This is a genomic window from Polynucleobacter sp. Adler-ghost (assembly GCF_018688495.1).
Lineage (GTDB): Bacteria > Pseudomonadota > Gammaproteobacteria > Burkholderiales > Burkholderiaceae > Polynucleobacter.
Genome location: NZ_CP061320.1, coordinates 1,400,468 through 1,425,780, shown reverse-complemented (window position 1 = coordinate 1,425,780; position 25,313 = coordinate 1,400,468). Strand labels below are relative to the sequence as shown.

At 46.5% G+C, this 25,313-nt stretch carries 24 protein-coding genes; 18 read left to right on the top strand and 6 right to left on the bottom strand.

Annotated elements, in window-relative coordinates; translation table 11 throughout:
• Positions 1–41: 41 nt before the first annotated feature.
• Positions 42–473: an NUDIX hydrolase gene (locus ICV89_RS07435; RefSeq protein ID WP_251370810.1), complete on the top strand. Its 432-nt coding sequence runs from the start codon at positions 42–44 to the stop codon at positions 471–473.
• Here the strand turns inward: ICV89_RS07435 and ICV89_RS07430 are convergent.
• Positions 470–3,073: a [protein-PII] uridylyltransferase gene (locus tag ICV89_RS07430; RefSeq protein WP_215307841.1), complete on the bottom strand. Its 2,604-nt coding sequence runs from the start codon at positions 3,071–3,073 to the stop codon at positions 470–472. The two genes, ICV89_RS07435 and ICV89_RS07430, sit on opposite strands and share 4 nt — an antisense overlap.
• A 22-nt stretch (positions 3,074–3,095) precedes the next feature.
• Positions 3,096–3,974, bottom strand: coding sequence for a type I methionyl aminopeptidase (gene map / locus ICV89_RS07425; protein ID WP_215307839.1), 879 nt, complete (start codon positions 3,972–3,974; stop codon positions 3,096–3,098).
• Between the two features lie 213 nt (positions 3,975–4,187).
• On the opposite strand from map, the gene rpsB reads away from it, so the two are divergent.
• The 16 genes from rpsB to ICV89_RS07345 all read left to right on the top strand — a co-directional run bounded on the left by rpsB (position 4,188) and on the right by ICV89_RS07345 (position 19,159).
• Positions 4,188–4,937: a 30S ribosomal protein S2 gene (gene rpsB / locus ICV89_RS07420; RefSeq protein ID WP_215307837.1), complete on the top strand. Its 750-nt coding sequence runs from the start codon at positions 4,188–4,190 to the stop codon at positions 4,935–4,937.
• On the top strand, positions 4,937–5,815 hold the full coding sequence (gene tsf / locus ICV89_RS07415) for a translation elongation factor Ts (RefSeq protein ID WP_215307835.1): 879 nt from the start codon (positions 4,937–4,939) through the stop codon (positions 5,813–5,815). The genes rpsB and tsf overlap by 1 nt, the downstream gene beginning before the upstream one ends.
• A gap of 189 nt (positions 5,816–6,004) precedes the next feature.
• Entirely contained in the window at positions 6,005–6,715 is a 711-nt protein-coding gene (gene pyrH, locus ICV89_RS07410; RefSeq protein ID WP_046330461.1) for a UMP kinase, read from the top strand.
• Between the two features lie 11 nt (positions 6,716–6,726).
• On the top strand, positions 6,727–7,287 hold the full coding sequence (gene frr, locus ICV89_RS07405) for a ribosome recycling factor (RefSeq protein WP_215307834.1): 561 nt from the start codon (positions 6,727–6,729) through the stop codon (positions 7,285–7,287).
• A 29-nt stretch (positions 7,288–7,316) separates the two neighbouring features.
• Entirely contained in the window at positions 7,317–8,090 is a 774-nt protein-coding gene (locus ICV89_RS07400; RefSeq protein WP_215307832.1) for an isoprenyl transferase, read from the top strand.
• Positions 8,091–8,109: 19 nt separating this feature from the next.
• Positions 8,110–8,937, top strand: coding sequence for a phosphatidate cytidylyltransferase (locus tag ICV89_RS07395; RefSeq protein WP_215307830.1), 828 nt, complete (start codon positions 8,110–8,112; stop codon positions 8,935–8,937).
• Positions 8,937–10,127, top strand: a complete 1,191-nt coding sequence (gene ispC, locus ICV89_RS07390) for a 1-deoxy-D-xylulose-5-phosphate reductoisomerase (RefSeq protein ID WP_215307828.1) — start codon at positions 8,937–8,939, stop codon at positions 10,125–10,127. The genes ICV89_RS07395 and ispC overlap by 1 nt, the downstream gene beginning before the upstream one ends.
• 12 nt (positions 10,128–10,139) lie before the next feature.
• Positions 10,140–11,273: an RIP metalloprotease gene (locus ICV89_RS07385; RefSeq protein ID WP_215307826.1), complete on the top strand. Its 1,134-nt coding sequence runs from the start codon at positions 10,140–10,142 to the stop codon at positions 11,271–11,273.
• Positions 11,270–13,618 carry an outer membrane protein assembly factor BamA gene (gene bamA / locus ICV89_RS07380; protein WP_370624493.1) on the top strand — a complete coding sequence of 783 codons (2,349 nt, stop codon included), beginning with the start codon at positions 11,270–11,272 and terminating at the stop codon, positions 13,616–13,618. The genes ICV89_RS07385 and bamA overlap by 4 nt, the downstream gene beginning before the upstream one ends.
• 18 nt (positions 13,619–13,636) lie before the next feature.
• Entirely contained in the window at positions 13,637–14,164 is a 528-nt protein-coding gene (locus ICV89_RS07375) for an OmpH family outer membrane protein (protein WP_215307824.1), read from the top strand.
• A 5-nt stretch (positions 14,165–14,169) separates the two neighbouring features.
• Complete coding sequence (gene lpxD, locus ICV89_RS07370; RefSeq protein ID WP_215307822.1) at positions 14,170–15,225, top strand: UDP-3-O-(3-hydroxymyristoyl)glucosamine N-acyltransferase; 1,056 nt, start codon at positions 14,170–14,172, stop codon at positions 15,223–15,225.
• Between the two features lie 51 nt (positions 15,226–15,276).
• On the top strand, positions 15,277–15,726 hold the full coding sequence (gene fabZ / locus ICV89_RS07365; RefSeq protein ID WP_046330453.1) for a 3-hydroxyacyl-ACP dehydratase FabZ: 450 nt from the start codon (positions 15,277–15,279) through the stop codon (positions 15,724–15,726).
• Positions 15,726–16,523: an acyl-ACP--UDP-N-acetylglucosamine O-acyltransferase gene (gene lpxA, locus ICV89_RS07360; RefSeq protein WP_215307820.1), complete on the top strand. Its 798-nt coding sequence runs from the start codon at positions 15,726–15,728 to the stop codon at positions 16,521–16,523. Before fabZ ends, lpxA begins: the two co-directional genes overlap by 1 nt.
• Positions 16,483–17,736 (top strand): lipid-A-disaccharide synthase, encoded by a 1,254-nt coding sequence (lpxB, locus tag ICV89_RS07355; RefSeq protein ID WP_215307818.1) that lies wholly within the window; start codon positions 16,483–16,485, stop codon positions 17,734–17,736. Before lpxA ends, lpxB begins: the two co-directional genes overlap by 41 nt.
• The gene (gene rnhB, locus ICV89_RS07350) at positions 17,733–18,326 is read left to right on the top strand and encodes a ribonuclease HII (protein ID WP_215307816.1); all 594 of its coding nucleotides are present in this window, start codon (positions 17,733–17,735) and stop codon (positions 18,324–18,326) included. Before lpxB ends, rnhB begins: the two co-directional genes overlap by 4 nt.
• 8 nt (positions 18,327–18,334) lie before the next feature.
• The gene (locus tag ICV89_RS07345) at positions 18,335–19,159 is read left to right on the top strand and encodes an RNA methyltransferase (RefSeq protein ID WP_215307814.1); all 825 of its coding nucleotides are present in this window, start codon (positions 18,335–18,337) and stop codon (positions 19,157–19,159) included.
• A gap of 14 nt (positions 19,160–19,173) precedes the next feature.
• On the opposite strand, the gene ICV89_RS07340 is transcribed toward ICV89_RS07345, so the two are convergent.
• Positions 19,174–20,001 (bottom strand): pyruvate, water dikinase regulatory protein, encoded by an 828-nt coding sequence (locus ICV89_RS07340; RefSeq protein ID WP_215307811.1) that lies wholly within the window; start codon positions 19,999–20,001, stop codon positions 19,174–19,176.
• A gap of 106 nt (positions 20,002–20,107) precedes the next feature.
• Between ICV89_RS07340 and ppsA the strand changes: the two genes are divergently transcribed.
• Complete coding sequence (gene ppsA, locus ICV89_RS07335; RefSeq protein ID WP_215307809.1) at positions 20,108–22,510, top strand: phosphoenolpyruvate synthase; 2,403 nt, start codon at positions 20,108–20,110, stop codon at positions 22,508–22,510.
• A gap of 82 nt (positions 22,511–22,592) precedes the next feature.
• On the opposite strand, the gene ICV89_RS07330 is transcribed toward ppsA, so the two are convergent.
• The 3 genes from ICV89_RS07330 to ICV89_RS07320 form a co-directional block, all read right to left on the bottom strand.
• Positions 22,593–23,453, bottom strand: coding sequence for a proteasome-type protease (locus ICV89_RS07330; protein ID WP_251370809.1), 861 nt, complete (start codon positions 23,451–23,453; stop codon positions 22,593–22,595).
• Positions 23,454–23,514: 61 nt separating this feature from the next.
• The gene (locus tag ICV89_RS07325; protein ID WP_215307807.1) at positions 23,515–24,312 is read right to left on the bottom strand and encodes a transglutaminase family protein; all 798 of its coding nucleotides are present in this window, start codon (positions 24,310–24,312) and stop codon (positions 23,515–23,517) included.
• A gap of 8 nt (positions 24,313–24,320) precedes the next feature.
• Positions 24,321–25,313: an alpha-E domain-containing protein gene (locus ICV89_RS07320; RefSeq protein ID WP_215307806.1), complete on the bottom strand. Its 993-nt coding sequence runs from the start codon at positions 25,311–25,313 to the stop codon at positions 24,321–24,323.

Genomic DNA, 25,313 nt, shown 5'->3' with positions numbered 1-25,313 from the left:
TGAATTCCCCTTTACCCTTCATTTCAATCTCTCGGAGAATATTGGACTCAGAAAATCCGTTTTCAAGATCCAACCAGTTAGGCCATATCACAGCAAGTGGCTTAGTGATTAAGGGTGGTAAGGTTATTCTTATCTTTCATCCGTACATCAAAGAATGGTTCCAGCCTGGCGGCCACATTGATGATGGTGAGTCTCCCATTGAGGCGGCAATAAGAGAAGTTTACGAAGAGACGGGTATTCTTTGCGCGCCTACTGATGGTCAATTAGATCCAGTTGATATTGATTTACATGAAATCCCTGCAAATCCAAAGAAAAGTGAGGGTGCACACTTGCACATTGATCTTTTATTTGTGTTGCAGGTGATTGAGGAGCGAGAGTCCCCTGAAGGTATTCAAAAAGCATGGGTGCCTTTTGATCAAATTACCAGCCCGCGCATTAATCGAGCCTTACAAAAGCTGCAAGACTGGGCTTAAGCCCCTAGCGCCTCTAGTAAATCTGTCTCTAGCAAGATCTGAAGCTTAGGGTTCTTACTTAAGTTAGCTGCATCTAATAAAAATACGTCTTCTACACGCTCGCCTAATGTATTGATGCGTGCAGTGTGTAATGAGACTTGATGTTTGGCTAATACTCTAGAGATTGCATACAGTAAGCCGGTGCGATCACTCGCTGAGAGGGATAAGGCATAGTAATGGCCACGTTCATCGGGAATCATGTGGACGCGTGGCTGAATCGGGAATGTGCGAGACTGTCTCGAGAGTCTTCCCATGCTCGGTGATGGCAGAGGATCATTAATTTGTAGCGCCGCCGTGAGCTCGTACTCCACTAACTGAATAAGATCTCGGTAGCTACTGCCTTCATCTACTAAATTACTGCCTGAAATTTGGAAGGTATCGAGTGCATAGCCATGCTTTGTAGTATGAATGCGGGCATCCCAAATCGAGAAGCCATGGCGTTCAAAGTAGGCGCAAATTCTGGCGAAGAGATCTTCCTGGTCTTTGACATAGACAGCAATCTGTAAGCCTTCGCCAACTGGAGAGAGGCGGGCACGTACGACCGGAGTTTGGCTATCCACCTTATCAAATAGATGGCGAGTTAACCAGGCAATGTCGGCAGCATCTTGGCGCAAGAAGAAGGCAACATCCAATTGCTTCCAGAGATTTTCGTAAGCAGAGTCTTCAATTGCATAGAGGCGCAATTTGGCGCGGGATTCTTCTTGATGCTGCGCAAGTTCAGAGGACGCATCTGGTTTTGCTCCACCCAATACGCGGAGAGTTACACGATAGAGATCTTCTAATAGTTTGCCTTTCCAGGCATTCCATACTTTGGGACTGGTTCCACGGACATCGGCAACGGTTAATAAATACAGTGCGGTAAGGTGGCGCTCATCACCCACCTTTTTAGCAAAGGCTTGCACTACATCTGGATCGGTAATGTCTTGTTTCTGAGCTACTTGGCTCATATTCAAGTGTTCTGCAACTAGCCAAATTAAGAGCTCCGTATCTGCCTTATCTAAGCCATGATCTTTCGCAAACTTACGCATGTCCGCCTTGCCAAGCTCAGAGTGGTCGCCACCACGTCCTTTAGCAATGTCATGAAAGAGTGCGGCTATGACTAATAGCCAAGGCTTTTCAAAATGGGCAATCAGACTGCTACAAAAAGGAAACTCGTGTGTATGCTCAACCACCATAAAGCGGCGGACATTCCGCAGCACCATTAGGATATGTTGATCCACTGTGTAAACGTGAAACAAGTCATGCTGCATCTGACCAACGATTCTTCTGAAGGCTGGCAGATAGCGACCGAGGACGCTAGTGCGGTTCATGAGCTGGAAGGCGCGACTGACTCCCTCAGGCTCTTTAAGGATTTCAATAAAGAGTGCGCGGTTAACCGGATCTTTGCGCCATTGACTATCCATCTTTTGGCGAGCGTTATACAAGGATCTAAAGATCGTTGCTGATAAGCTCTTGACGTTCGCTGTTTGCGCAAAAACTAAGAAGGTCCGCAGGATTTGTTCTGGATGCTTTTGAAACAACTGAGGGTCAGTAATGTCCAGGACACCTTGACGCTCAATAAAGCACTCATTGCCCTCGCCAGCAATGGCATGAGTCGTCTTAGATTCTTGAGGAAAGAGGAGTGCTTCAATGTTTTGCAGTAGTACATCATTTAACTGGTTGACTGCTTTAGCCGCCCAGTAGTAGCGGCGCATGATGGCTTCACTGGCAAGCCTAGAGGATTCCTCTTGGATTCCCATGGCTGCTGCCAACGGTGTCTGTAGGTCAAACACCAAAACATCTTGCCTGCGTTTCGCTAGTAGGTGTAAGTTAGCGCGCAGAGTCTCTAAAAAACGCTGGTTCCGATTGAGCTCAGTTAACTCACGTTGGGTAATGAGGCCTGCAAGACTGAGATCTTTAAATGTATTACCTAAGTGCGCTGCTTTGCTGACCCAGGAGATTACCTGTAAGTCACGCAAGCCACCAGGACTCTCTTTGCAATTAGGCTCTAATGAGTAGGGCGTGTCTTGATATTTATAGTGCCGCTGGATTTGCTCTGCTAGCTTGGCCTGGAAGAATGACTTTGGATCTAAGGTCTTCTCATAAACAGATTCAAATTCTTTGAAGAGGGCCTTTTTGCCACAGACGAGTCTGGATTCAAGCAGGGAGGTGCGAACCGTAATATCTTGCTCTGCCTCAGATGCGCACTCGGCAATAGTTCGAACTGAGGAGCCAATTTCTAAACCGGTATCCCAGCATTGCGCTACAAACTTTTCAATCTTGCTGGCCAGTACTTCCTCAAAGTATTGCTTATCTGAAGGCAGCAAAATCAGAATATCAATATCGGAATAGGGAAAGAGTGCGCCCCTGCCAAATCCACCGACTGCTACAAGAGCGGCATCCGAACTTAAATCACAGGAATTCCATAGGCTGATGAGGAGTTCATCGCTGAGCTTACTCAGTTGCTTGGTTAATCGCCCAACTACTTGATGCTCGCGAAAGTCGTTATACGCTAGTTCTCGGGCAGCCCGTAAGCTGGCAATATCTGCAACAGGTTGAGCGGCTGCGAGAGTTTGACCCATTACGCTTGAGCTAATTTAGTAATCAAGCGTTGGCTAGATGGGGTCTAAAGGAGAGACCTTTAACGCAATCAGGAATCGGATTACTCCCCTCTGACCAAGTTAATACTTCAACGCCAGTGGCTGTTACCAGTAGCGTGTGTTCCCATTGCGCAGAGAGACTTCGATCTTTAGTCTTTACCGTCCATTGATCAGGCATCGTCCGAATATCGCGCTTACCGGCATTGATCATTGGTTCAATAGTGAAGGTCATCCCTTCTTTTAATTTCTCACCGGTGCCAGGGCGACCATAGTGAAGAATCTGTGGGTCTTGATGAAACACTTTGCCAATACCATGACCACAGTATTCACGAACAACTGAATAACCTGCTTTTTCAGCATGGGTCTGAATAACGTGGCCAATGTCGCCAAGCGATGCGCCAGGTTTAACTTGTGCAATTCCAAGCCACATACATTCAAAAGTAATTTGCGTAAGACGCTTGGCTAGTACTGAAACTTCCCCAACCATAAACATGCGACTGGTATCGCCGTAGTAGCCATCTGGCGTAATTACCGTGATATCGAGATTGACAACATCCCCAGTTTTTAAAATCTTCTCACCAGGAATGCCATGACAGATCACATCATTGACCGAGGTGCAGATCGATGCCGGAAAAGGTGGATAGCCTGGGGGTTGGTAGTTGAGTGGGGCTGGGATAGTCTTTTGGACATCACGCATATATTCATGGCAGATGCGATCGAGTTCAGCGGTACTGATACCAGCATTCACATGCGGGGCAACGTGGTCAAGAACTTCACTGGCTAAGCGGCCAGCTTCGCGCATCCCTTGGATGTCTTTTTCGGCTGTAAATACACTGTTCATGCCTTGATTATCAACGACTTGGAGCTTTTTGCTAGTGGGCATCTGCCTAATTAATAGGCAGATGCCCCATTTCAGGGTATTTCTGAGTGGGTTTTCTAGTGGGGCGCTAGGGGTAGGGCGTCTAGATCATTGATATTTAAGCTATAATTTCGCTCTCAGGTCAATTTGATCTGAAATCGCGGGTTGAGCCTTCCAGGGTGGCGCTTTTTAGCGCAGCTAGGACTCAATCTCAGAAACCAACCCTTAGGAGAAGTTATGTCAGTAACTATGCGTCAAATGCTGGAAGCCGGTTGCCATTTTGGTCACCAAACCCGTTTCTGGTCCCCAAGAATGGCCCCTTATATTTTTGGCCATCGCAACAAAATTCACATTATCAATTTGGAAAAAACATTGCCTATGTTTCAGGACGCCCTGAAATTTGCAAAACAAATTGCTGCTAACCGTGGAACTATCTTATTCGTTGGTACTAAGCGTCAATCACGCGAGATTATTGCTGAAGAAGCTGCTCGTGCTGGCATGCCTTACATCGACAGTCGTTGGTTGGGCGGTACGCTCACGAACTTCAAAACTGTTAAAGGCTCCCTCAAGCGTTTGAAGGATATGGCAGTTGCTAAAGAAGCTGGCGATTGGGAAAAGCTTTCCAAGAAAGAAGCGTTAACTAATGATCGCGATCTCGACAAGTTGCAAAAAGCGCTTGGCGGTATTCAGGATTTGAACGGCGTTCCTGATGCGATTTTCGTAGTGGACGTTGGATATCACAAGATTGCTATTACTGAAGCTAATAAGCTTGGTATTCCTGTGATCGCTGTAGTAGATACCAACCACTCACCAGAAGGTGTTGATTACATCATCCCTGGTAATGATGACTCCAGCAAAGCTGTTCTTCTCTATGCTCGTGGTATTGCTGATGCAATTCTCGAAGGTAAATCAAACTCTGTTCAAGAAATCTTGACTGCCGTTAAAGAAGGCGAAGAAGAGTTTGTTGAAGAAGGGAAAGCTGAATAATGGCTGCTATTACCGCTGCAATGGTTGGCGAGTTACGCGCCAAGACAGATGCTCCGATGATGGAGTGCAAAAAAGCATTGACTGAGGCTGATGGCGATATGGCTCGTGCAGAAGAAATTCTGCGTGTAAAGCTCGGTAGCAAAGCTGGTAAAGCCGCATCCCGCGTTACGGCCGAAGGTATTGTTGCTTCAGCAATCAATGGCACTACAGGCACTTTGCTTGAAGTGAACTGCGAAACTGACTTCGTTTCAAAAAATGATGATTTCTTGGCATTTACACAAGCCTGCGCAAATCTGATTTCTGAAAAGAATCCAGTCGATGTTGCTGCCTTATTAGCATTGCCAATGAATGGCCAAACTGTGGATGAAGTTCGCAGCGCCTTAATCGGTAAGATTGGCGAGAACATCATGCCACGTCGTTTTAAGCGTTTCGCTGGCAGCAATAAGTTGGTATCTTATCTCCACGGTACTCGCATTGGCGTTATGGTTGAGTTCGAAGGTGATGAGACTGCAGCTAAAGACGTAGCAATGCATATTGCTGCAATGAAGCCAGTGGCTTTGTCGATGGCAGATGTTCCTGCAGAAGCCATTGCTGTTGAGCGAAGTGTTGCTGTTCAAAAGGCTGCTGAATCTGGCAAACCACCAGAAATCGTTGAGAAGATGGTTGAGGGTTCTATTCAGAAGTACCTCAAAGAGGTTTCTTTGTTGAACCAAACTTTCGTTAAAAACGACAAGCAATCGGTTGAGCAAATGCTGAAGGCTGCTAACACCACAATCAAAGGTTTCACCATGTTTGTTGTGGGTGAGGGCATTGAGAAGCGTCAAGACGACTTTGCGGCTGAAGTTGCTGCTCAGGTTGCCGCTGCTAAAGGTGCTTAATTAGCCTCAAACTGACTGGGCTTGCCCAGCAAGGCTGTAATACCCAAAAGGGCATAGAAACCTCGGTTTCCATGCCCTTTTCTTTGATCGGTGCCAAGCCCTTTATAATTTGGGCAAGGTATTAAAAAGTACTTAAAGATCAATAAGCTAAGTAGATAAATTGCCTAGCAAATTACGGAAAATAAAACGATGCCAGCCTACAAACGTGTTCTCTTAAAACTCTCTGGTGAAGCCCTCATGGGGGATGATGCTTTTGGTATCAATCCAATCACGATTGATTCCATGGTGAAAGAAATAGCCGACGTAGTGAATAGCGGCGTTCAATTGGCTATCGTGATCGGCGGCGGCAATATTTTCCGAGGCGTAGCAGGTGGTGCGGCTGGTATGGATCGTGCAACCGCCGACTATATGGGAATGCTTGCCACCATGATGAACTCTCTCGCACTGCAAGATGCTTTGCGTCAAAAAGGGGTTGAGGCACGCGTGCAATCTGCTTTAAGGATGGATCAAGTCGTTGAGCCCTACATTCGTCCTCGGGCGATTCGTGCTCTGAGTGAAGGCAAGGTGGTGATCTTTGCAGCTGGTACTGGAAATCCATTCTTTACTACCGATACTGCAGCTGCTTTGCGTGGCGCAGAGATGGGAGTTGAAATCGTTCTTAAGGCTACTAAAGTGGATGGTATTTACAGTGCAGATCCAATGAAAGACCCAACAGCTACTTTATACAAAACAATGACTTTTGATGAGGCAATCATCAAAAACTTGCAGGTAATGGACGCAACTGCATTTGCATTGTGCCGTGATCGCAAATTACCAATCAAAGTGTTTTCGATTCTCAAGCCAGGCGCATTGATGCGTGTGGTTCAAGGTGAGTCTGAAGGCACCTTAGTACACGTTTAATAGGAGGCTTGATGTCCGCAGCAGAAATTAAAACCACTACCGATCAAAAGATGCAGAAGTCTCTTGAGGCTCTGAAAACCAATCTAGCGAAGATTCGCTCTGGTCGTGCAAACCCTGGAATCTTGGAGCATATCCAAGTTGATTACTACGGCAATCCAACGCCACTAAGCCAAGTGGCTAGCCTAGGTTTGGCTGATGCCAGAACGATTAATGTGCAGCCATTTGAAAAAACAATGGTTGCTGTAGTTGAAAAGGCGATTCGTGATTCGGATTTGGGTCTCAATCCAGCATCCCAGGGCACTGTCATTCGTGTGCCCATGCCTGCATTAACTGAAGAACGTCGCCGTGATTTGACTAAGGTTGTCAAAAACGAGGGTGAAGATACTAAGATCGCTGTACGTAATTTACGCCGTGATGCCAATGAGCATTTAAAGCGCCTCACCAAAGATAAAGAAATTTCTGAAGACGATGAGCGTCGTGCCACTGATGATATTCAGAAGATGACTGATCGCGCAGTGGTTGAGATCGATAAGATCGTCTCTGAAAAAGAAAAAGAGATCATGACGGTTTAATCGTCAGATTCATTCTTATTATTCGCCTTATGACACAGCACACTAGCTCAACCTTAGTTATTCCAAAGGTTAGCGCCATTCCTCGTCATGTCGCCATCATCATGGACGGTAATGGGCGTTGGGCCAGCAAGCGCTTCATGCCGCGGGTAGCGGGCCACTCAGAAGGTTTGGGTGCTGTTCGTAAGATTGTTCAAGAGTGTCGCCAACTGGGCGTGGAATATCTCACTCTCTTTGCTTTTAGCTCTGAAAATTGGCGTCGTCCTCCAGAAGAGGTTAGCTTTTTAATGAAGCTATTTCTAAAGTCCTTAAAGGGTGAGGTCTCTCGTTTGGCTGAAAACGATATCCGTCTTCGCCTCATTGGGGATTTAAGCCGCTTTGATTCTGGGATTCAGGAGATGGTGCAGTTCTCCGAAGAAAAAACAGCTGCCTGTAAAGGGCTGACGCTCACTATTGCTGCTAACTATGGTGGACGCTGGGATATCTTGCAGGCGATGCGCCAATCTTTGACTGTCAATCCTGGTTTGACACCAGAACAAGTATCTGAAGAATTATTGCAGCCCTATCTATCGATGGCCTATGCGCCTGAGCCAGATTTGTTTATTCGAACTGGTGGCGAGCAGCGCGTCAGTAACTTTCTGCTGTGGCAACTGGCCTATACCGAGTTGTATTTCACGGATACTCTCTGGCCTGATTTTGATGAAGCTCAATTACATAAAGCTTTTGACTGGTTTAGTCAGCGCGAGCGTCGCTTTGGACGCACCAGCGCTCAGTTAGCGTCTGAGTCATTGAGCGACGCTGTCTAAACCCCTCTTTATTTCTCCCATGCTAAGAACCCGAATCATCACTGCCACTATCTTGATGGCAGTGCTATTACCCATTTTATTTTTCTTGCCACCGATTTACTTGGGTATATTTTTCTTGATCGCCTTAGTTGCTGCCGCTTGGGAATGGAGTCGCATGATTGCCCCGGAAGCTCAGAAGGCTGCTTGGCTCTACGCTGTGTTCTGTTTGGTTATCATTCTATTGTTACTAGGCATGCAAGCCATCACATGGCAATTTTCTTTGCTTATGATGGCGGTCTTGTTTTGGTTCTTTATCGCGCCATTTATCTTGGCGAAGGGAATGAATCTCTCGCTGCAAAAATTCAAACCTTTCTATAGCATGGTGGGTTTGATTATTCTGCCGGCAACTTGGTTTGCTTTGGTCTTCTTACGTGAGTTGGGCCTAGTCTTTTTATTAACTACGATGGCCTTGGTTTGGGTTGCTGATATCGGCGCTTATTTTGTCGGTAAAGCTTTTGGTAAACATAAGTTAGCTGTAAGTATTAGTCCGGGAAAGTCGATTGAGGGCGCGCTAGGCGGTTTAGCGCTTTGTTATCTCTATGCATTCTTGTGCGTCACCTATTTACCGCTAGGCGATACTTTATTTGGTGCTTGGGCTATTCAATTCGGTTGGGTGCCAATGTTCCTGATGGTGACAGTATTAACGGCGTTCAGCGTCTTTGGAGATTTATTTGAGTCTCAGTTAAAGCGTTTGGCTGGCGTCAAAGATAGCAGCCATTTGCTGCCAGGTCATGGTGGCGTTCTAGACCGCGTTGATGCACTCATTCCAACAATGCCGATCGCTGCATTATTAGCAGGGTGGATTTAATGTCTCTGAAACAGCTTGCTATCTTAGGGTCTACTGGATCAATTGGTGTTAATACCCTGGATGTGATCCGCGCTCACCCCGACCGCTTTAAAGTGGTGGCCCTGACTGCCGCAAAACAAATTGAGCGTTTAGCAGAGCAATGTATCGAGTTCAAGCCTGCTATTGCAGTAGTGGCTGATGCTGGTGGCGCTGCTCAACTGAGTCAACTTTTGCAAGAAAAAAAGATTCCTACACAAGTTCTTTATGGGCCTGAGGCTTTAGTTAGTGCAGTAACTGAATCTGGGTGCGATACCGTGATGGCGGCGATTGTAGGGGCGGCCGGTCTAGTCCCAACCTTGGCGGCAGCAAAAGCAGGTAAGCGAGTATTACTTGCCAACAAAGAAGCGCTAGTGATGTCGGGTAATTTATTTATGCAGGCGATGAAAGTGGGCGGCGGTGAATTGCTGCCGATTGATAGCGAGCACAATGCGATTTTTCAATGCCTACCCGATCGCTTCACAAAAACTCCATCGCTTCATTTAGGCGTTGAAGAGCTTTGGTTAACCGCTTCTGGCGGACCGTTTAGGGATAGACCTCTCGCAGATTTAGCAGGCATTACTCCTGATCAAGCCTGTGCACATCCGAATTGGGTAATGGGTCGAAAGATATCGGTTGATTCTGCGACGATGATGAATAAAGGTCTTGAGGTTATTGAGGCGTTTTGGTTGTTTGGTTTGCCACTAGAAAAAATTAAGGTGTTGATTCATCCGCAGAGCGTAGTGCACTCGATGGTGCGTTATCGCGATGGCTCAGTTTTAGCGCAAATGGGTCAACCTGATATGCGTACACCCATTGCCTATGGGCTGGCTTGGCCTGAACGTATAAATGCTGGTGTTGCTCCTTTGGATCTGACGCAGTTGAGCGGCCTCAGTTTTACAGAGCCCAATTTTGCCCAATTCCCTTGTTTGAGTTTGGCTTTTGCTGCTGCAAAAGCAGGGGGGACTTCGCCTGCCGTATTAAATGCCGCCAATGAAATTGCCGTTGCCGCTTTCTTGAAAGATGGATTGCCTTACTTAAGTATTTCGAAGGTAGTGGAGCACTGTTTAAATGCTTTGCCATCGGCTCCCGCGGATTCTTTAGAAACCATTCTTGGGTCTGATGCTCAGGCTCGTCAAGTTGCTAATCAATTTATTCGCAACCTTCAGAAATAGATTGGCATTTTGATGCAGGCCTTAATCACTCTTGCCGCATTTTTAGTCACACTGGGTGTATTGGTCAGCTTTCATGAGTTCGGTCATTTTTTAGCGGCTCGTTTATGCGGAGTCAAAGTACTTCGCTTTGCCTTGGGTTTCGGTAAGCCCCTCTTTACTTATCACGCTAGTAGCGGCACCGAGTGGGTTCTTGCTTCTATTCCTTTGGGTGGCTATGTCAAATTGTTGGACGGCCGTGATCGTGAGCAAATTATTCCACCGCAAGAGCGCCCCCAGTCTTTCGATGTAAAGCCCCTATGGCAACGCTCTATGATTGTGGCCGCAGGACCCTTTGCCAACTTCCTTTTGGCTGTCATCTTGTTCTCAGTGATTTATGTTTCGGGCGTGCCCCAGCTTCCCGCTCGACTTCAAGCTCCGCCCGAGCAATCCATTGCTGCAAAACTGGGGGTTGCCGCAGGTGATCAGGTTGTTGGTTGGCAATCTCTTTCATCTGACTACAGTGGCGCTCCCATTCTTGATGATTTTGACTCTGTCCCAAGTTGGAATGCATTGCGTTGGCTGCTCTTAAATGCGATTACCGGCGAGCAAGGATTTGCCCTAGAAATTCAGGATGCTACCGGTGCTCGTCACGTCAAATCCTTTAGGCGGGGCGATTTACCTCTAATTACACCTGAATCCGATCCATTTCAGGCGCTCGGTTTGTTTCCCCAGGCGATTCCACCATCGGAGTGGATGGAACTCAAGTTAGGGCCAATAGATGCTTTCAGTTTTGCATACCAGCGGGTTTCTCTGATAACCAAGGTCTCCGTAAGGCTAATGTTGGGTTTATTTACGGGTAAAACGACCTTAAAGCAGCTCGGTGGGCCCTTGAGTATTGCGGATATGGCAGGTAAGTCTGCTCAGGTCGGTTGGCAGCCATTTGTCGCCTTTTTAGCCCTCATGAGTATCAGTATTGGACTCTTGAATTTAGTGCCTTTACCAATGCTCGACGGGGGTCAGCTCCTGTATGATGCATGGGAGTTGGTTGCTGGTAAGCGAATATCTTTATCACTGCAGGAAAAGCTCCAAAAAGTGGGTTTTTTGCTTCTGATATCCCTTTCCTTGCTAGCCTTGTTTAACGATTTGCAACGCTACCTTTCATTTTGAATTTTCTGATCCCCTCTTTTCGCTCTCTAACTCGATTTGCTGCGCAAGCCGCTCTGATTCTTGCGGCCGGTTTTTGCATTCATGCACAAGCTGCCGACTCTTTTGTGATCAAAGATATTCGAATCGAGGGTTTGCAGCGAGTTGAACCAGGAACTGTTTTTAGCTATTTGCCCGTTCAGGTAGGTGACACCTTTACAGATGAGAAGAGTGCTGAAGCTATTAAGGCTTTGTACAACACTGGCTTTTTCCGAGATGTTCAGATTCAAGCGCAAGGCAATGTGTTGATTGTGATCGTTGAGGAACGACCTACTATCTCCCGAATTGAATTTACTGGGATGAAAGAATTCGATCAAGAAATTGTCCGTAAATCCCTAAAGGCAGTAGGTGTGGCTGAAGCCCGCTTCTATGACAAAGCGCTAATCGATAAGGCCGAGCAAGAGCTCAAGCGTCAGTATGTTGGTAAGGGCATGTACGCTGCTGAAGTAGTTGCAACTGTTACTCCAGTAGAGCGCAATCAAGTGGCGATTTATTTCAATATTGATGAAGGTCCTGTAGCCAAGATTCAAGAGATTAACTTTATCGGTAATAACGTCTTTAGCGAGAGCACTCTCAAAAGCGAGATGCAATTGAAGACTGGTGGATGGCTTTCTTGGTATAGCAAAGATAATTTGTACTCTAAGCAAAAGCTCACTGCCGACCTAGAGAATATTCGTTCTTACTATCTCAATCGCGGTTACCTCGAGTTTGTTATCGAATCTACTCAGGTTTCTATTACTCCCGACAAAAAGGGCATCTATCTCACAGTAAGTATTCGTGAAGGCAATAAGTTCACAGTGAAGAATGTGCGTTTAGCTGGAGACCTATTGGGCAAAGAGGCTGAGCTAATTCAGTTGGTAAGTCTCAAGCCGGGTGATACCTTCTCATCTGCCAAGTTGACTGAGAGTACTAAGGCGATTGCTGAAATTCTGGGTTCATATGGCTACGCGTTTGCAACCATCAACCCACAGCCGGATATTCGTCGTGATTTAAGCGAGGTAGATCTAACTTTGGTGGTTGATCCTGGTCGACGCGTTTATGTGCGTCAAGTCAATATCACCGGTAATGCTAAAACCCGCGACATGGTGGTTCGGCGTGAGATGCGCCAGTTTGAAAGCTCTTGGTTCGATAGTGAAAAGATTGATCTCTCCAAAAAACGTTTAGGTCGTTTGGGCTATTTCACGGAGAATGATGTTTCTACTCAGGACGTTCCTGGGTCACCGGATCAAGTTGACGTCAATGTGAAGGTAACTGAAAAGCCAACCGGCGCCGTCACGATTGGTGCAGGCTTTTCCTCAACTGAAAAATTGATTCTCTCTGCTGGTATTAATCAGGAGAATGCATTTGGAACGGGTACTGCCGTAGGTTTGAATATGTCTTTGGGTAAGATTAACCAGAGCTTGGCCCTATCAAACTACGATCCTTATTTCACTGAGGATGGCATTAGTCGTTATACCGATCTGTACTACAGATCATCCAAGCCTTTGTACTACGTCGGCGATCCTAATTATCAAATTAAATCTGTTGGTAGCAATATCAAGTTCGGTGTTCCATACACAGAGGTTGACCGTGTGTTCTTTGGAACGGGTATAGAAGCCTTTCAGATTCAGACTACAAACAATACCCCTATCCCATATTTAAATTATGCGATGAGCTACGGTATAGCCTCGCCTGGATATCCTGCGACTTTGACTACCTATAACGTACCTATCACTGTAGGTTGGTCACGCGATGGTCGCGATAGCGCTTTAATTCCATCGACTGGTTCCTTGCAGCAGTTAAGTGCCGAGGTAGGAACCCCTGTTGGAAATATGACTTTCTACCGTTTATTCGGTCAGTACCAGAAATACCACTCTTTCTCAAAAGGCAACATTCTGTCCTACAACGGAGAGTTAGGTTACGGTGAAGCTTATGGCAATAATCCGTTTCCGATTACTAAAAACTATTATGTTGGTGGTATCGGCTCGGTTCGTGGCTACGCGCCTGGCTCGCTTGGCCCCACTTACTACAACTCGTATATCGGACGCTATCAGCCCACCGGCGGACAGTCAAAAATCGTCAATAATGTGGAGTACACCGTGCCAGTCCCAGGCTCTGGAGTGGATAAAACCCTGCGCGTATTTGGTTTCGTAGACGGTGGTAATGTCTATAACGAGAATATCAATCTCGTATTACGATATTCTTATGGCTTGGGTTTATCATGGATATCACCACTGGGCCCGCTCAAGTTTAGTTATGGTATTCCGATCAAATCATTACCGACGGATAACGTCCAACGTTTGCAGTTCCAAGTGGGTACAGCGTTTTAATTGTTTAAGGAAAGTTTTATGAAGCTTCATCAATCTTCCAAATGGATTCAGTACGGCTTAATTGCTGTTTCATCACTCATTGCTATGCCATCGGCATTGGCTCAAGATGCTGGGACTCGGGTTGCAGCTGTGAACGTTGAAAAAGTATTCAACGAATCGAACATGGCCAAAGCTAGTCAGACTAAGCTGCAGAATGAATTTACAAAACGCCAAAACGAAATTCGTGACAGCGCCCAAAAAATCAAATCTGCTGCAGAAAAGTTAGATCGTGACTCAGCAGTCATGTCTGAGGCTGAGCGTGCACGTCGTCAGCGTGAGTTGGCCGATCAAGATCGCGAATTGCAGCGCAAACAGCGTGAGTACACTGAGGATCTCAATCAGCGTAACTTTGAAGAGCGTGCCAAGATTGCTGAAAAAGCTAATCAAGCCCTGAAGCAAATCGCTGAACAAAGAAAAATTGATGTCATTATTCAAGATCCAGCCTATGCCAATCCTAAGGTTGATGTTACTGATGATGTCATCAAGGCTTTGAATAGTCTTAAGTAAGTTTTATGCCCACCGCCATCGAGCTGGCCGAACAGTTTCAAGTAAGCTTGGTGGGGGATGGCTCCCTCTCGCTTCAAGGCCTCGCTCCTCTTGAGCGAGCGCAATCAAGTCAAATCTCCTTTCTTTCGAATCCGCTGTATCGCCAACAGGCTAGTGATAGCGCTGCAGGTGCATTGATTGTCAGCAAGGCAGATTTAGATTTTCTCCAAGCGAACCTTGGAGGTAACGCGGCAGGACGAGTATTTTTTGTCTCTAAAAATCCCTATGCCACTTTTGCCAGAATGGCGCAGCACTTTGCCAAGGCTTCTGCACCTGTTTATGCGCCTGGAGTGCATCCCAGTGCCGCCATTGATCCTAGCGTCAGCATTCCAGCCTCATGTCATATCGGACCATTTGTGCAAATCGGTCCTGGCGTTAAATTAGGTGAGCGAGTGATCTTGTTAGGAAATACTTCTGTCGCCAGAAACTCCAGTATCGGTAGCGATACTTTGATTTATCCCAACGTATCGCTTTATTCAGAAACTAAGCTTGGTGAGCGCTGCATTATTCATAGTGGAGCGGTCATTGGTGCGGATGGTTTTGGTTTTGCCCCTGACTTTTCTGCTACCGGTGCTGAGTGGGTGAAGATACCGCAAACAGGTGCTGTTGTTATCGGAAATGATGTTGAGGTGGGCGCTTCAAGCACAATTGATCGTGGCGCTATGAGTGACACCATTATTGGCAATGGGACCAAGATAGATAACCAAGTTCAAATTGCTCACAACGTAGTGGTAGGCAATTGCTGTGTGATTGCTGGTTGTGCTGCCATTTCGGGAAGCACTAAGATTGGCAACTTTTGCATTATTGGCGGTGCTGCGAACTTTGCTGGTCACCTCACCATTGCTGACAGAACAACAGTATCAGGCAATACCTCAATTATTCGTTCGATTACGGAGCCGGGGCAGCATTACACAGGCGTTTATCCTTCAATGCTCCATAGCGCTTGGGAGAAAAACGCAGCAATTCTGCGGGGTCTCGATAAAATACGCCAACGCCTACGATTATTAGACAAATCTCAATAATTTCATCACCATATTACAAAAATCTAGAAACTTTATTCAGCAGGTAATTACATGAGCAAACCCATCGCTATCGATATCAATCAAATTTTGAAGTTGTTGCCACATCGCTATCCATTTTTATTGGTTGACCGCGTATTGGAGATTGAGCCTCGTCAAAGCATTACTGCGTTGAAGAATGTCACCATGAACGAGCCGTTCTTTCAGGGTCACTTCCCAGATTTTCCGGTTATGCCAGGGGTTTTAATTATTGAGGCGCTTGCCCAGACTGCGGCACTTCTAACCTTTTCTGAGGTACGTGAAGAAAATGCAGTTTATTACTTTGCCGGTATTGATGGTGCTCGCTTTAAGAAGCCAGTATTGCCTGGCGATCAATTAATCATGACAGCTAAGCTAGAGCGTGAACGTGCTGGTATCTATAAGTTCCAAGTGCAAGCTACTGTGGATGGCGAGTTAGCTGCCGAAGCGAATATCACTTGTGCGGTTCGTACGAAAGGTGCGTAATGACTCGGATTCATGCATCTGCTGTAGTTGATAGTAAAGCTGAGATCGCCAGCGACGTAGAGATCGGTCCGTACTCCGTCATTGGACCAAATGTCAAAATTGGCGCTGCTTGCAAGATTGGTTCTCACACTGTGATCGAGGGTTACACCACGATCGGTAAAGAAAATAACTTCGCCCACTTCGCTGCTATTGGCGGCGCTCCCCAGGATATGAAATACCGTGGTGAGCCTACCCAGTTGATTATTGGGGATCGCAATACCATTCGTGAGTTCACGACGATTCATACGGGTACATCGCAGGATGAGGGCATCACTAGAATTGGTGATGACAACTGGATCATGGCTTATGTGCACATTGCACATGACTGCCAAATCGGTAACCATACGATTTTCTCAAGCAATGCACAAATTGCTGGCCACGTAAAGGTAAGTGACTGGGCAATCATGGGTGGTATGTCTGGTGTGCATCAATTTGTACGCATCGGTCAACATGCTATGTTGGGTGGCGCCTCCGCATTAGTGCAAGATATTCCGCCGTTTGTGATTGCGGCTGGTGATAAAGCATCTCCCCATGGCATTAATGTGGAAGGTCTAAAGCGTCGTGGTTTTTCAAGCGAAACGATTTCTGCTTTGCGGCAGGCATATAAGGTTCTCTATAAAGATGGCCTCAGCTTTGAAGAAGCCAAGGTAGAGATTCAGAAGATGGCGCTCGCTAGCGCATCCGATGCCCAAACTGCAGAAAAGCTGACAGAGTTCCATGACTTTATTGCCGCCTCTACGCGCGGCATTATTCGATAGAGTAGGTCTAGTGTCTAAACTTGCTTGTGTTGCCGGAGAGCCTTCGGGTGACTTGCTGGCAGCGCCAGTATTGAGCGCACTAAAACAGATCCCCGACACCTCTAATCTGGAGGTCTATGGTATTGGCGGTCCTCGTATGCAGGACGAGGGTCTGCGCTCAGATTGGCCAATGGAGACATTAAGTGTCCGTGGTTACGTTGAGGCAATAAAACAGTTACCTGCGATTCTGAAATTACGTAAAGAGTTGATTGCCAATCTTACCGGCGATGGTCTCCCAGATGTGTATCTAGGTATTGACGCACCAGATTTTAATTTAGGCGTTGAGTTGGCTTTGCGCAAAGCAGGTATTCCTACGCTGCATTTCGTTTCTCCATCCATTTGGGCCTGGAGAGCGGGGCGTATCACTAAGATTAAGCAAGCAGTTGAACGTATGCTCTGTATTTTTCCGTTTGAGACTGAGATTTATGAACGTGCTGGCATTAGCGCAACTTATGTCGGGCACCCACTTGCCAGTGAAATACCTCTTGAGCCAAACCCAGCAAGCGCCAAGCAAAAAATAGAAAATATCTTACATCTGCCAAGTAATACATTGAGCGGAGTGCTTGTCTCTGTATTACCGGGTAGTCGCGGTTCTGAGATTGAACTGATTGCACCAGTCTTTTTTGAGACCATGGCAGAACTTGCAAAGTACATGCCAGGACAAACTCTGCATTTTGTAATCCCAGTAGCAACGCCACGCCTGCGTGAACCGCTAGAATCCTTACTCAAAAATACGCTCGATAAAAATCCTGACCTTCATATTCATCTGATTGATGGCGAGGCTGATGTTGTGCTTGAGGCCGCCGATGTTGTGCTGATTGCTAGTGGTACAGCGACATTACAGGCGGCACTCTGGAAAAAGCCGATGGTGATCTCTTATAAGGTGCCTTGGTTGACAGCGCAGATCATGAAACGACAAGGCTATCTGCCATATGTTGGTTTGCCAAATATTCTTTGCGGGGAGTTCGTTGTGCCAGAACTTTTACAAGATGATGCCACTCCCAAGAACTTGGCTGATGCCTTGTTGGCTTGGTTAAATAATCCTAGCAAGGCCGCTCAATTAAAAACCCGTTTTGCAGAAATGCACGAGACCTTGCGCAGACCCACTGGCTTATTGGTTGCTCAGGCCGTAGCGCAAACCATTGTCGCTACAAAACATCGATTGATTGCGTGAGCGTGATTTGGGTATGTGGCGTCGACGAAGCGGGACGTGGTCCACTAGCGGGATCGGTGGTTGCTGGTGCTGTCGTGCTTGATCCTGAGAATCCCATTGTTGGATTAAAAGATTCTAAAAAGCTATCTGCTGCAAGGCGTGAGTTTTTGTTTGAGCAAATTCAGCTAAAGGCTAAAGCCTGGGGCATTGGTGAGGCGAGCCCAGTGGAGATTGATGAGATCAATATTTTGCAAGCAACGATGTTGGCAATGCGCCGCGCAATAGAAGATCTCACTACACGTTTAGGCGGCTGGCCAGATAAAGCATTGATTGATGGCAATCGCTGTCCTGAACTTCCCATAGCAGCCGAGGCTATTGTGAAGGGGGATGCCAAAGAGCCAGCAATCTCAGCAGCCTCTATTCTGGCCAAGGTCACACGCGATCGTCAAATGATGGCTTTGCATGAGCTGCATCCCCAGTATGGCTTTGCTCAGCATATGGGGTATCCAACTGAAGCGCATTTTGCTGCGCTAAAGGAATTTGGCGCATGTGATCAACACCGCCGTAGCTTTTCTCCTGTGCGAAATGTATTGGCACTGCATAGTCGATAATCCGAACTATGAAAATTGAATTTATCAGCTCAAAAGACAATTCCTTATTTAAGGAGATTCGTCAACTGCAAGCAACTGGGCCCAAAGGACAAAAGGCGAGATTTGCTTGCGGCCAGGCTTTGTTAGAAGGTATTCATTTGATACAAACTTGGGTGGGTAATCCAGCACTCAAGATATTGATTACTTCCGAGTTGGGTTTGCAGAACCCAGAAATTGCTCAAGCTGTTTACGATCATGTAGAAATTTGTCCAGAGACTCGGGTTTATCAATTGGATAAAGGTTTGTGGGATTTGCTCAGTGATCTAGTCAATGCGCCGCAGATTGCGGGCTTGCTGGATCTTCCCGAATCTGCCTTGAACCCGCAAAAGTCGGTTGCTACGCTTGAGGGGGATGTCATTATTTTGGATCGCATTCAGGATGCTGGGAATGTGGGCTCTATTTTGCGTACTGCTGCGGCAGCAGGCTTTACTCAGGTAATTGCGCTGTCGGGTTGTGCCCATCTTTGGTCAAGCAAAGTATTACGAGCGGGTATGGGGGCACATCGCCTGCTCGAGCTTTATGAAGGTTGGTCATCTCAGCAAGTCTTAAGTGCGGTCACTGCACCTTTGCTAGCTGCCACTGCTGATGGCGAGCTCGATTTATTTAATATGCCCAAGGTATTGATTCATCCCGTTGCCTGGGTAATGGGAAGTGAAGGACAGGGCGTTTCTGAGGACCTGCTTGCTCAAGCCAAAGGCGTCTCCATTCCGATTGACCCAAGAGTTGAATCCCTCAATGTCTCGACTGCTGCAGCAATCTGTCTATTTGAGACAGTGCGAATTCGTCGTAACTAAGACTAGCTAGTGCACTAGCCGAGGATTGTTTTATCCGACTTAATAGATTGCAAGACAGTAGTGGCAATCTCTTCAATCGATTTGCTCGTCGTAGCCACCCAAGGAATGGATTCTTTTTTCATCATGGCGGTGGCTTCGTTGATCTCATAACGGCAGTTTTCTAACTTGGCGTAATTACTGCCAGGGCGTCGCTCATTGCGAATCTCTGACAAGCGTTCAGCATCAATCATCAAGCCAAAAATCTTACTGCGATACGGGATTAAATCTTTAGGCAACTGCCCACGTTCAAAATCTTCTGGAATCAGAGGGTAGTTTGCTGCCTTCAGGCCATATTGCATTGCTAAATAAAGACTGGTTGGTGTTTTGCCTACCCGCGATATACCCACCAAAATGACATCAGCCTCAGCCAGATTTTTATTGGATTGGCCGTCATCATGGGCCAGAGAGTAGTTAATGGCTTCGATCCGGTTTTTGTAGGCCTCAGTATCCGCATTGTGGTGAAGGCGGTTCATGGCATGGGTTGATTTAACCCCGAGAGCCTGCTCCAAAGGCGCCACAAAAGTCTGGAACATATCCAAAATCAGGCCATTGGCTTTGCCGACAATGGTGTTCAGTTCGGGATTCACCAAAGTAGTGAAAACAATGGGCTGGACTTCATATTTGGAGGCTGCCTGATTGATGCTAGAGACCGCATCATGGGCTTTTTCAGGGCTATCCACAAAAGGCACTCGAATATGCTTAAAAGTGGCCTCAAATTGAGCCAAAATCGATTGGCTGAAGTTCTCGGCGGTGATGCCGGTGCCATCAGAAACAATAAAAACAATACGAGCTTGGGTGGACATGAGATTGGCCTAGAGGTCTTGGTCAGCACTACAATATGTGGTTAATGAAGTATGCCGTATTTTATCCGGCCGCTCGACCAGTTTCCTTATCTTTAGAGAGTATTTTATGTCCAACCAACAGCAACAAAGTAACGATGTAGCAAATGCCTATGTTTTGCCTTTTGAGCAACTCCGGATGACGGATGTTGAGTCAGTCGGCGGTAAAAATGCCTCACTTGGTGAAATGATTTCTCAGTTGTCCTCCACGGGTGTGCGTGTGCCTACTGGGTTTGCAACTACCTCATTAGCGTTTCGTGATTTCTTAGAACACAACAACTTGACCGAGCGTATTCAAAAGCGTTTGGAAAATCTTAATATTGATGATGTTCGTGCTCTAGCCGAGGCTGGAAAAGAAATCCGCGGCTGGATTGAGACCGCCCCATTTCAGCCACGCCTTGACGAGGAGATTCGCACTGCTTTTAAGAAGTTAGACGATTCTGGCAAAGGCTCATTTGCCGTACGTTCTTCTGCTACAGTAGAAGATTTGCCTGATGCTTCATTTGCAGGGCAGCAAGAAACTTTCTTGAACGTTGAAGGTATTGATGATGTTCTCAAGAAGATTCGTGAAGTATTTGCCTCTTTATATAACGACCGTGCGATTTCTTACCGCGTTCACAAGGGCTTTGCCCACGCTGAAGTAGCGCTATCTGCTGGCATACAGCGGATGGTGCGCTCTGACTTGGGTGCTGCAGGCGTGATGTTTACTTTGGACACGGAGTCTGGTTTTGAAGATGTGGTGTTTATCACTTCGAGCTATGGCTTGGGCGAGACAGTTGTGCAGGGTGCAGTGAACCCAGATGAGTTTTATGTATTCAAAACTACTTTGGCAAAAGATAAGAAGGCGATTATTCGTCGCTCTTTAGGTTCGAAGCTGATTCAAATGCAATTTGCCCCAGCAGGCTCTGCTGAGAAGGTAATGACTGTGGATGTTGCTCCAGAGAAGCGTAATCGTTTTTCATTGGAAGATGCTGACATTACTGAATTAGCAAAATACGCAGTCATTATTGAAAAGCACTATGGCCGTCCAATGGACATCGAGTGGGGTAAGGATGGTCAAGATGGCCGTATTTATATTCTGCAGGCACGCCCAGAGACGGTGAAGAGTCAGGCTGCAGGTCAAGTAGAAATGCGCTACAAGTTAAAAGGTAGCTCAAAAGTGTTAGCTAAGGGCCGTGCGATTGGTCAAAAGATTGGCGCAGGCCCGGTTCGTATTATTCGCGACCCAAGCGAGATGGATCGTGTGCAGCCAGGCGATGTATTAGTTGCTGATATGACTGATCCTAATTGGGAGCCAGTGATGAAGCGCGCTTCTGCGATCGTCACTAATCGTGGTGGCCGTACTTGTCACGCAGCGATTATTGCTCGCGAGTTAGGTGTTCCTGCGGTAGTAGGTTGTGGTGACGCGACTGAGCATTTGCAAGACGGCATGATGGTCACTGTATCTTGCGCAGAAGGTGACGAAGGCCATATTTATGATGGCTTGATTGAAACTGAAGTGACTGAAGTTTCTCGTGGCGTATTGCCAGAGATCCCAGTCAAGATCACTATGAATATCGGTAATCCTCAGTTGGCCTTTGACTTCTGCCAAATCCCAAATGCCGGTGTTGGTTTGGCCCGCCTCGAGTTCATCATCAATAACTACATTGGTGTGCACCCACGTGCTGTCTTGGAGTATCCAAACATTGACCCTGATCTGAAGCGCGCAGTCGAGAGTGTTGCTCGTGGCTATGCAAGTCCGCGTCAGTTTTATGAAGATAAATTGGTTGAGGGTGTAGCAACGATTGCTGCTGCTTTTTATCCAAAACCCGTGATCGTGCGTTTGTCCGACTTTAAGTCAAATGAATATAAGAAGCTCATTGGCGGTTCACGCTATGAGCCGGACGAAGAGAATCCAATGCTCGGTTTCCGTGGCGCATCCCGCTACGTATCAGCAGATTTTGGTGAAGCCTTTGCTTTAGAGTGCGCCGCAATGAAGCGTGTTCGTGAGGATATGGGTCTAGATAACGTTGAGATCATGGTGCCCTTTGTTCGCACCATTAAGCAGGCTGAGCGCGTCATCGACATGATGGCAAAGTTAGGCCTCAAGCGTGGTGAGAATGGTCTGCGCCTGATCATGATGTGCGAGATTCCTTCTAATGCAATCTTAGCGGATCAATTCCTCGAGCATTTCGATGGATTCTCAATCGGTTCAAACGATATGACTCAGTTAACTTTGGGCTTAGATCGTGATTCCGGTATGGAATTGCTGGCAATTGACTTTGATGAGCGCGACCCTGCGGTGGAGTTCATGATTGCTCGCTCTATTGATGCCTGCCGTAAGCAAAACAAATACGTTGGCATTTGTGGTCAAGGCCCTTCAGACCACCCAGACTTTGCCCGTTGGTTGGTTGCTAAGGGCATTACTTCGATCTCTCTCAATCCAGATAGCGTAGTAGCTACCTGGGAAATGTTGGGTAAGAAAGAAGCTTAACTTTGCATTGCTAATCACTAGTAAGATGTAAAAAATGCCTAGATCCAAATCTAGGCATTTTGTTTTGGAGCGGCTAAGCGAACTAGCGCTTCGCTTTTGCAGTCATTCTTTTCTTTGGACTGGCTTTAACTATTTTCTTAGGGGCCTTAATGCTGCGATGAATGGGTACTGCACCCATTTTCTTAGCAGGTGATGCAATCGAGCGCGAGGGAGTAGCTCCAGACCAACTAGGCTCTGCAATCGAGTTAAATGCGGCCCGTAATTTTTCGCCCCACAACTGGTGGATCATTTGGAAGTAGGGGTTTGACTCATCCATAGTGACCAGCTTACTGGCTTGCAAGGAGTTCTTTTCGTAAACCATGAGATCTAGTGGTAGGCCAACAGAGATATTACTGTTGAGCGTGGAATCCATAGAAATCAGGGCGCACTTGGTGGCTAAGTTGAGCGGTGTATCAAAGGTAATAACCCTATCTAAGATGGGTTTGCCGTATTTGGATTCTCCAATCTGGAAGTAGCATGTTTCAGGCGTAGCTTCAATAAAGTTACCAGCTGAATAAATATTAAACAGTCTTGGACGTTCACCTTTAATCTGCCCACCAAAGATGAGATTGCAGTTGAAATCAATACCTGCTTTTTCTAGTGCTTGATGGTCTCTGTCATAAACCTGTTTGATGGCATCACCAATGACCACTGCTGCATCGTGTGTGCTTTCCACATTCCATAAATTCTTCCCATTGAGAAGCTGGCCTTGCAAGAGAATCTCTTTAACAGCTTGCGTAATGGCGAGATTGCCAGCACTCATTAGCGTAAAAAAGCGGTCTTTATCCTTTTGGAATAAGGACATCTTTCTGAAGGTGCCGATTTGATCAACACCCGCATTAGTGCGGGTATCGGATAAAAACACCAGGCCATCTTTGAGGCAAAGTCCAACGCAATACGTCATCCTGCAGTCCCTTTAATGATTTCTTTGAATTATCTCTTACTTGACTTGATCAGGAGCTTCTTTAATTCAGCTGGGTAATTGAGATACTGGCGCTTAACTCTTCACCACCTCCACCAGAGCGAACTCCTTTTACTGGAGCTGCTGAGTAATAATCTCTACCAATCGCCAGGCGTACATGACGCGCATCAGTAAAGCAGGCATTGGTGATGTCAATGCTCAACCAGAGTCCCTTAGTAAGATCAGCGCAAAAATCTATCCAGGCATGGCTTGCCAGATTGGGCGAATCTTCTGCAAAGAAGTAGCCGCTGACATAGCGCGCTGGAATGCCAGAGGCACGACACAAGCCGAGCATGATGTGTGCATGATCTTGGCAAACACCGGATTTCATAGCAAATGATTGAGCAGCGGTGGTTGCAAAATTCGTTTGTCCTGGAAAATAAAGAATTGTCTCTTGCACTGCCGCAGCCAATTCCAATACCTCATCAACAGCGTTCTTCTTGGGCAGCGATGATGAGAAATACTCCAGCATTGCTGCGGTAGGCTCAGTGAGATTGGTTTGCTGTAGGAGGTGGTAGGGCGAAACTGCCTTGGGGGCATCTAGGAACTCAAAAGCATCTTGCGTCATGACTTCACCTTCTGCCTCAATCATCATGGAGGTGTATGCGCTTTCTTGAACGAAAACGCTATAAACGTTTCCAAATGCATCGAGTGAGCTACTTGCCTTAATAGGGGTGCTGACTTTCCACTTTTCAATGGCTTGACCTGCTACATCGGAGGGTGTTAGACGCAACTCTTGAATGGAATAGCGAACAGGTGTTTCATAGCGGTATTCGGTTCGATGGCGAATCTTCAGATGCATGGCGATCTTTAAGCTACAGCTAATGGTATGAGATAGGCATTACTGAATTCATCAGCAATGTGGTTGATGCGTTCCAAGAACTCTTTAATGAACTCTTCTAGCCCTTGAGAAAAAACTTCATCAATATCGGAATAGTCTAAGCTTGCCTTGAGCTTGCCTAGCAGGCGTTCAATTTCTTTGGATTGTTGATTTTTCATTTCTGCAATCAAAGGAATGAGCTCATTAACGCAGCATACTAGTGAGCGTGGCATTTGCTTATTAAAAATTAAGAGTTGTGCAACTTTCTTGGGGCTTACTTGATCAGAGTAAATCTGCCGATAGATCTCAAAAGCAGAGACTGAGCGTAGTAGGGCGGCCCAGTGATAGAAATCAAAGAAATTGCCATCAGTCTCATCAACTGACTTGCCTTCTTTACCCTCCTTGACTTTACCTAATGCTTTCAGGGCCACTTGACCTTCGTATTTAGTTTCTAAAATACGAGCGGTGTTATCGGCCCTCTCTAGTAATGTGCCAACATTCATAAAGTAGAAGGCTTCATTCTTGAGCATAGTCCCATGCATCACGCCTCTAAATAGATGGCAGCGGTGTTTGACCCATTCCAGCAATCTACTTGGATCAGTTTGATTGCGGGATTCCAGAATGCGTTGCAATTCCAGCCAAGTAGTATTTTGGGTTTCCCATGCTTCGGAAGTAATCTTCCCCCGAATGACGCGCGCATTCTCACGAGCAGCAAATAGGCAAGATACGATGCTAGATGGATTGCTGGTTTCATAAATCATAAAATCCAAGACATTCTCACGAGTAACTACATCGTATTTCTCTAGGAATAATGTTTCCAGCTTAGAAATCGTGAGGAGCTTTTTCCAGCTTTGCTCTAAAAACTCTGCAGGCTGTGGGAGGAGGGAGGTTTGGTGATTGACATCTAACATTCGAGCAGTATTTTCTGCGCGTTCTGTGTAGCGAGCCATCCAGTAAAGGCAATCAGCGGTACGACTTAGCAT

Bases quoted from the DNA above. Each gene is read 5' to 3' on its own strand.
- ICV89_RS07385 (WP_215307826.1), top strand. From the start codon at position 10,140: ATGCAGGCCTTAATCACTCTTGCCGCATTTTTAGTCACACTGGGTGTA.
- ppsA (WP_215307809.1), top strand. From the start codon at position 20,108: ATGTCCAACCAACAGCAACAAAGTAACGATGTAGCAAATGCCTATGTT.
- ICV89_RS07330 (WP_251370809.1), bottom strand. From the start codon at position 23,453: ATGACGTATTGCGTTGGACTTTGCCTCAAAGATGGCCTGGTGTTTTTA.
- ICV89_RS07345 (WP_215307814.1), top strand. From the start codon at position 18,335: ATGAAAATTGAATTTATCAGCTCAAAAGACAATTCCTTATTTAAGGAG.
- pyrH (WP_046330461.1), top strand. From the start codon at position 6,005: ATGCCAGCCTACAAACGTGTTCTCTTAAAACTCTCTGGTGAAGCCCTC.
- map (WP_215307839.1), bottom strand. From the start codon at position 3,974: ATGCCCACTAGCAAAAAGCTCCAAGTCGTTGATAATCAAGGCATGAAC.
- ICV89_RS07430 (WP_215307841.1), bottom strand. From the start codon at position 3,073: ATGGGTCAAACTCTCGCAGCCGCTCAACCTGTTGCAGATATTGCCAGC.
- fabZ (WP_046330453.1), top strand. From the start codon at position 15,277: ATGAGCAAACCCATCGCTATCGATATCAATCAAATTTTGAAGTTGTTG.
- lpxD (WP_215307822.1), top strand. From the start codon at position 14,170: ATGCCCACCGCCATCGAGCTGGCCGAACAGTTTCAAGTAAGCTTGGTG.
- ICV89_RS07375 (WP_215307824.1), top strand. From the start codon at position 13,637: ATGAAGCTTCATCAATCTTCCAAATGGATTCAGTACGGCTTAATTGCT.
- ICV89_RS07340 (WP_215307811.1), bottom strand. From the start codon at position 20,001: ATGTCCACCCAAGCTCGTATTGTTTTTATTGTTTCTGATGGCACCGGC.
- ICV89_RS07395 (WP_215307830.1), top strand. From the start codon at position 8,110: ATGCTAAGAACCCGAATCATCACTGCCACTATCTTGATGGCAGTGCTA.
- frr (WP_215307834.1), top strand. From the start codon at position 6,727: ATGTCCGCAGCAGAAATTAAAACCACTACCGATCAAAAGATGCAGAAG.
- lpxA (WP_215307820.1), top strand. From the start codon at position 15,726: ATGACTCGGATTCATGCATCTGCTGTAGTTGATAGTAAAGCTGAGATC.
- ispC (WP_215307828.1), top strand. From the start codon at position 8,937: ATGTCTCTGAAACAGCTTGCTATCTTAGGGTCTACTGGATCAATTGGT.
- ICV89_RS07400 (WP_215307832.1), top strand. From the start codon at position 7,317: ATGACACAGCACACTAGCTCAACCTTAGTTATTCCAAAGGTTAGCGCC.
- ICV89_RS07320 (WP_215307806.1), bottom strand. From the start codon at position 25,313: ATGCTAAGTCGTACCGCTGATTGCCTTTACTGGATGGCTCGCTACACA.
- lpxB (WP_215307818.1), top strand. From the start codon at position 16,483: ATGACTTTATTGCCGCCTCTACGCGCGGCATTATTCGATAGAGTAGGT.
- rpsB (WP_215307837.1), top strand. From the start codon at position 4,188: ATGTCAGTAACTATGCGTCAAATGCTGGAAGCCGGTTGCCATTTTGGT.
- tsf (WP_215307835.1), top strand. From the start codon at position 4,937: ATGGCTGCTATTACCGCTGCAATGGTTGGCGAGTTACGCGCCAAGACA.
- ICV89_RS07325 (WP_215307807.1), bottom strand. From the start codon at position 24,312: ATGCATCTGAAGATTCGCCATCGAACCGAATACCGCTATGAAACACCT.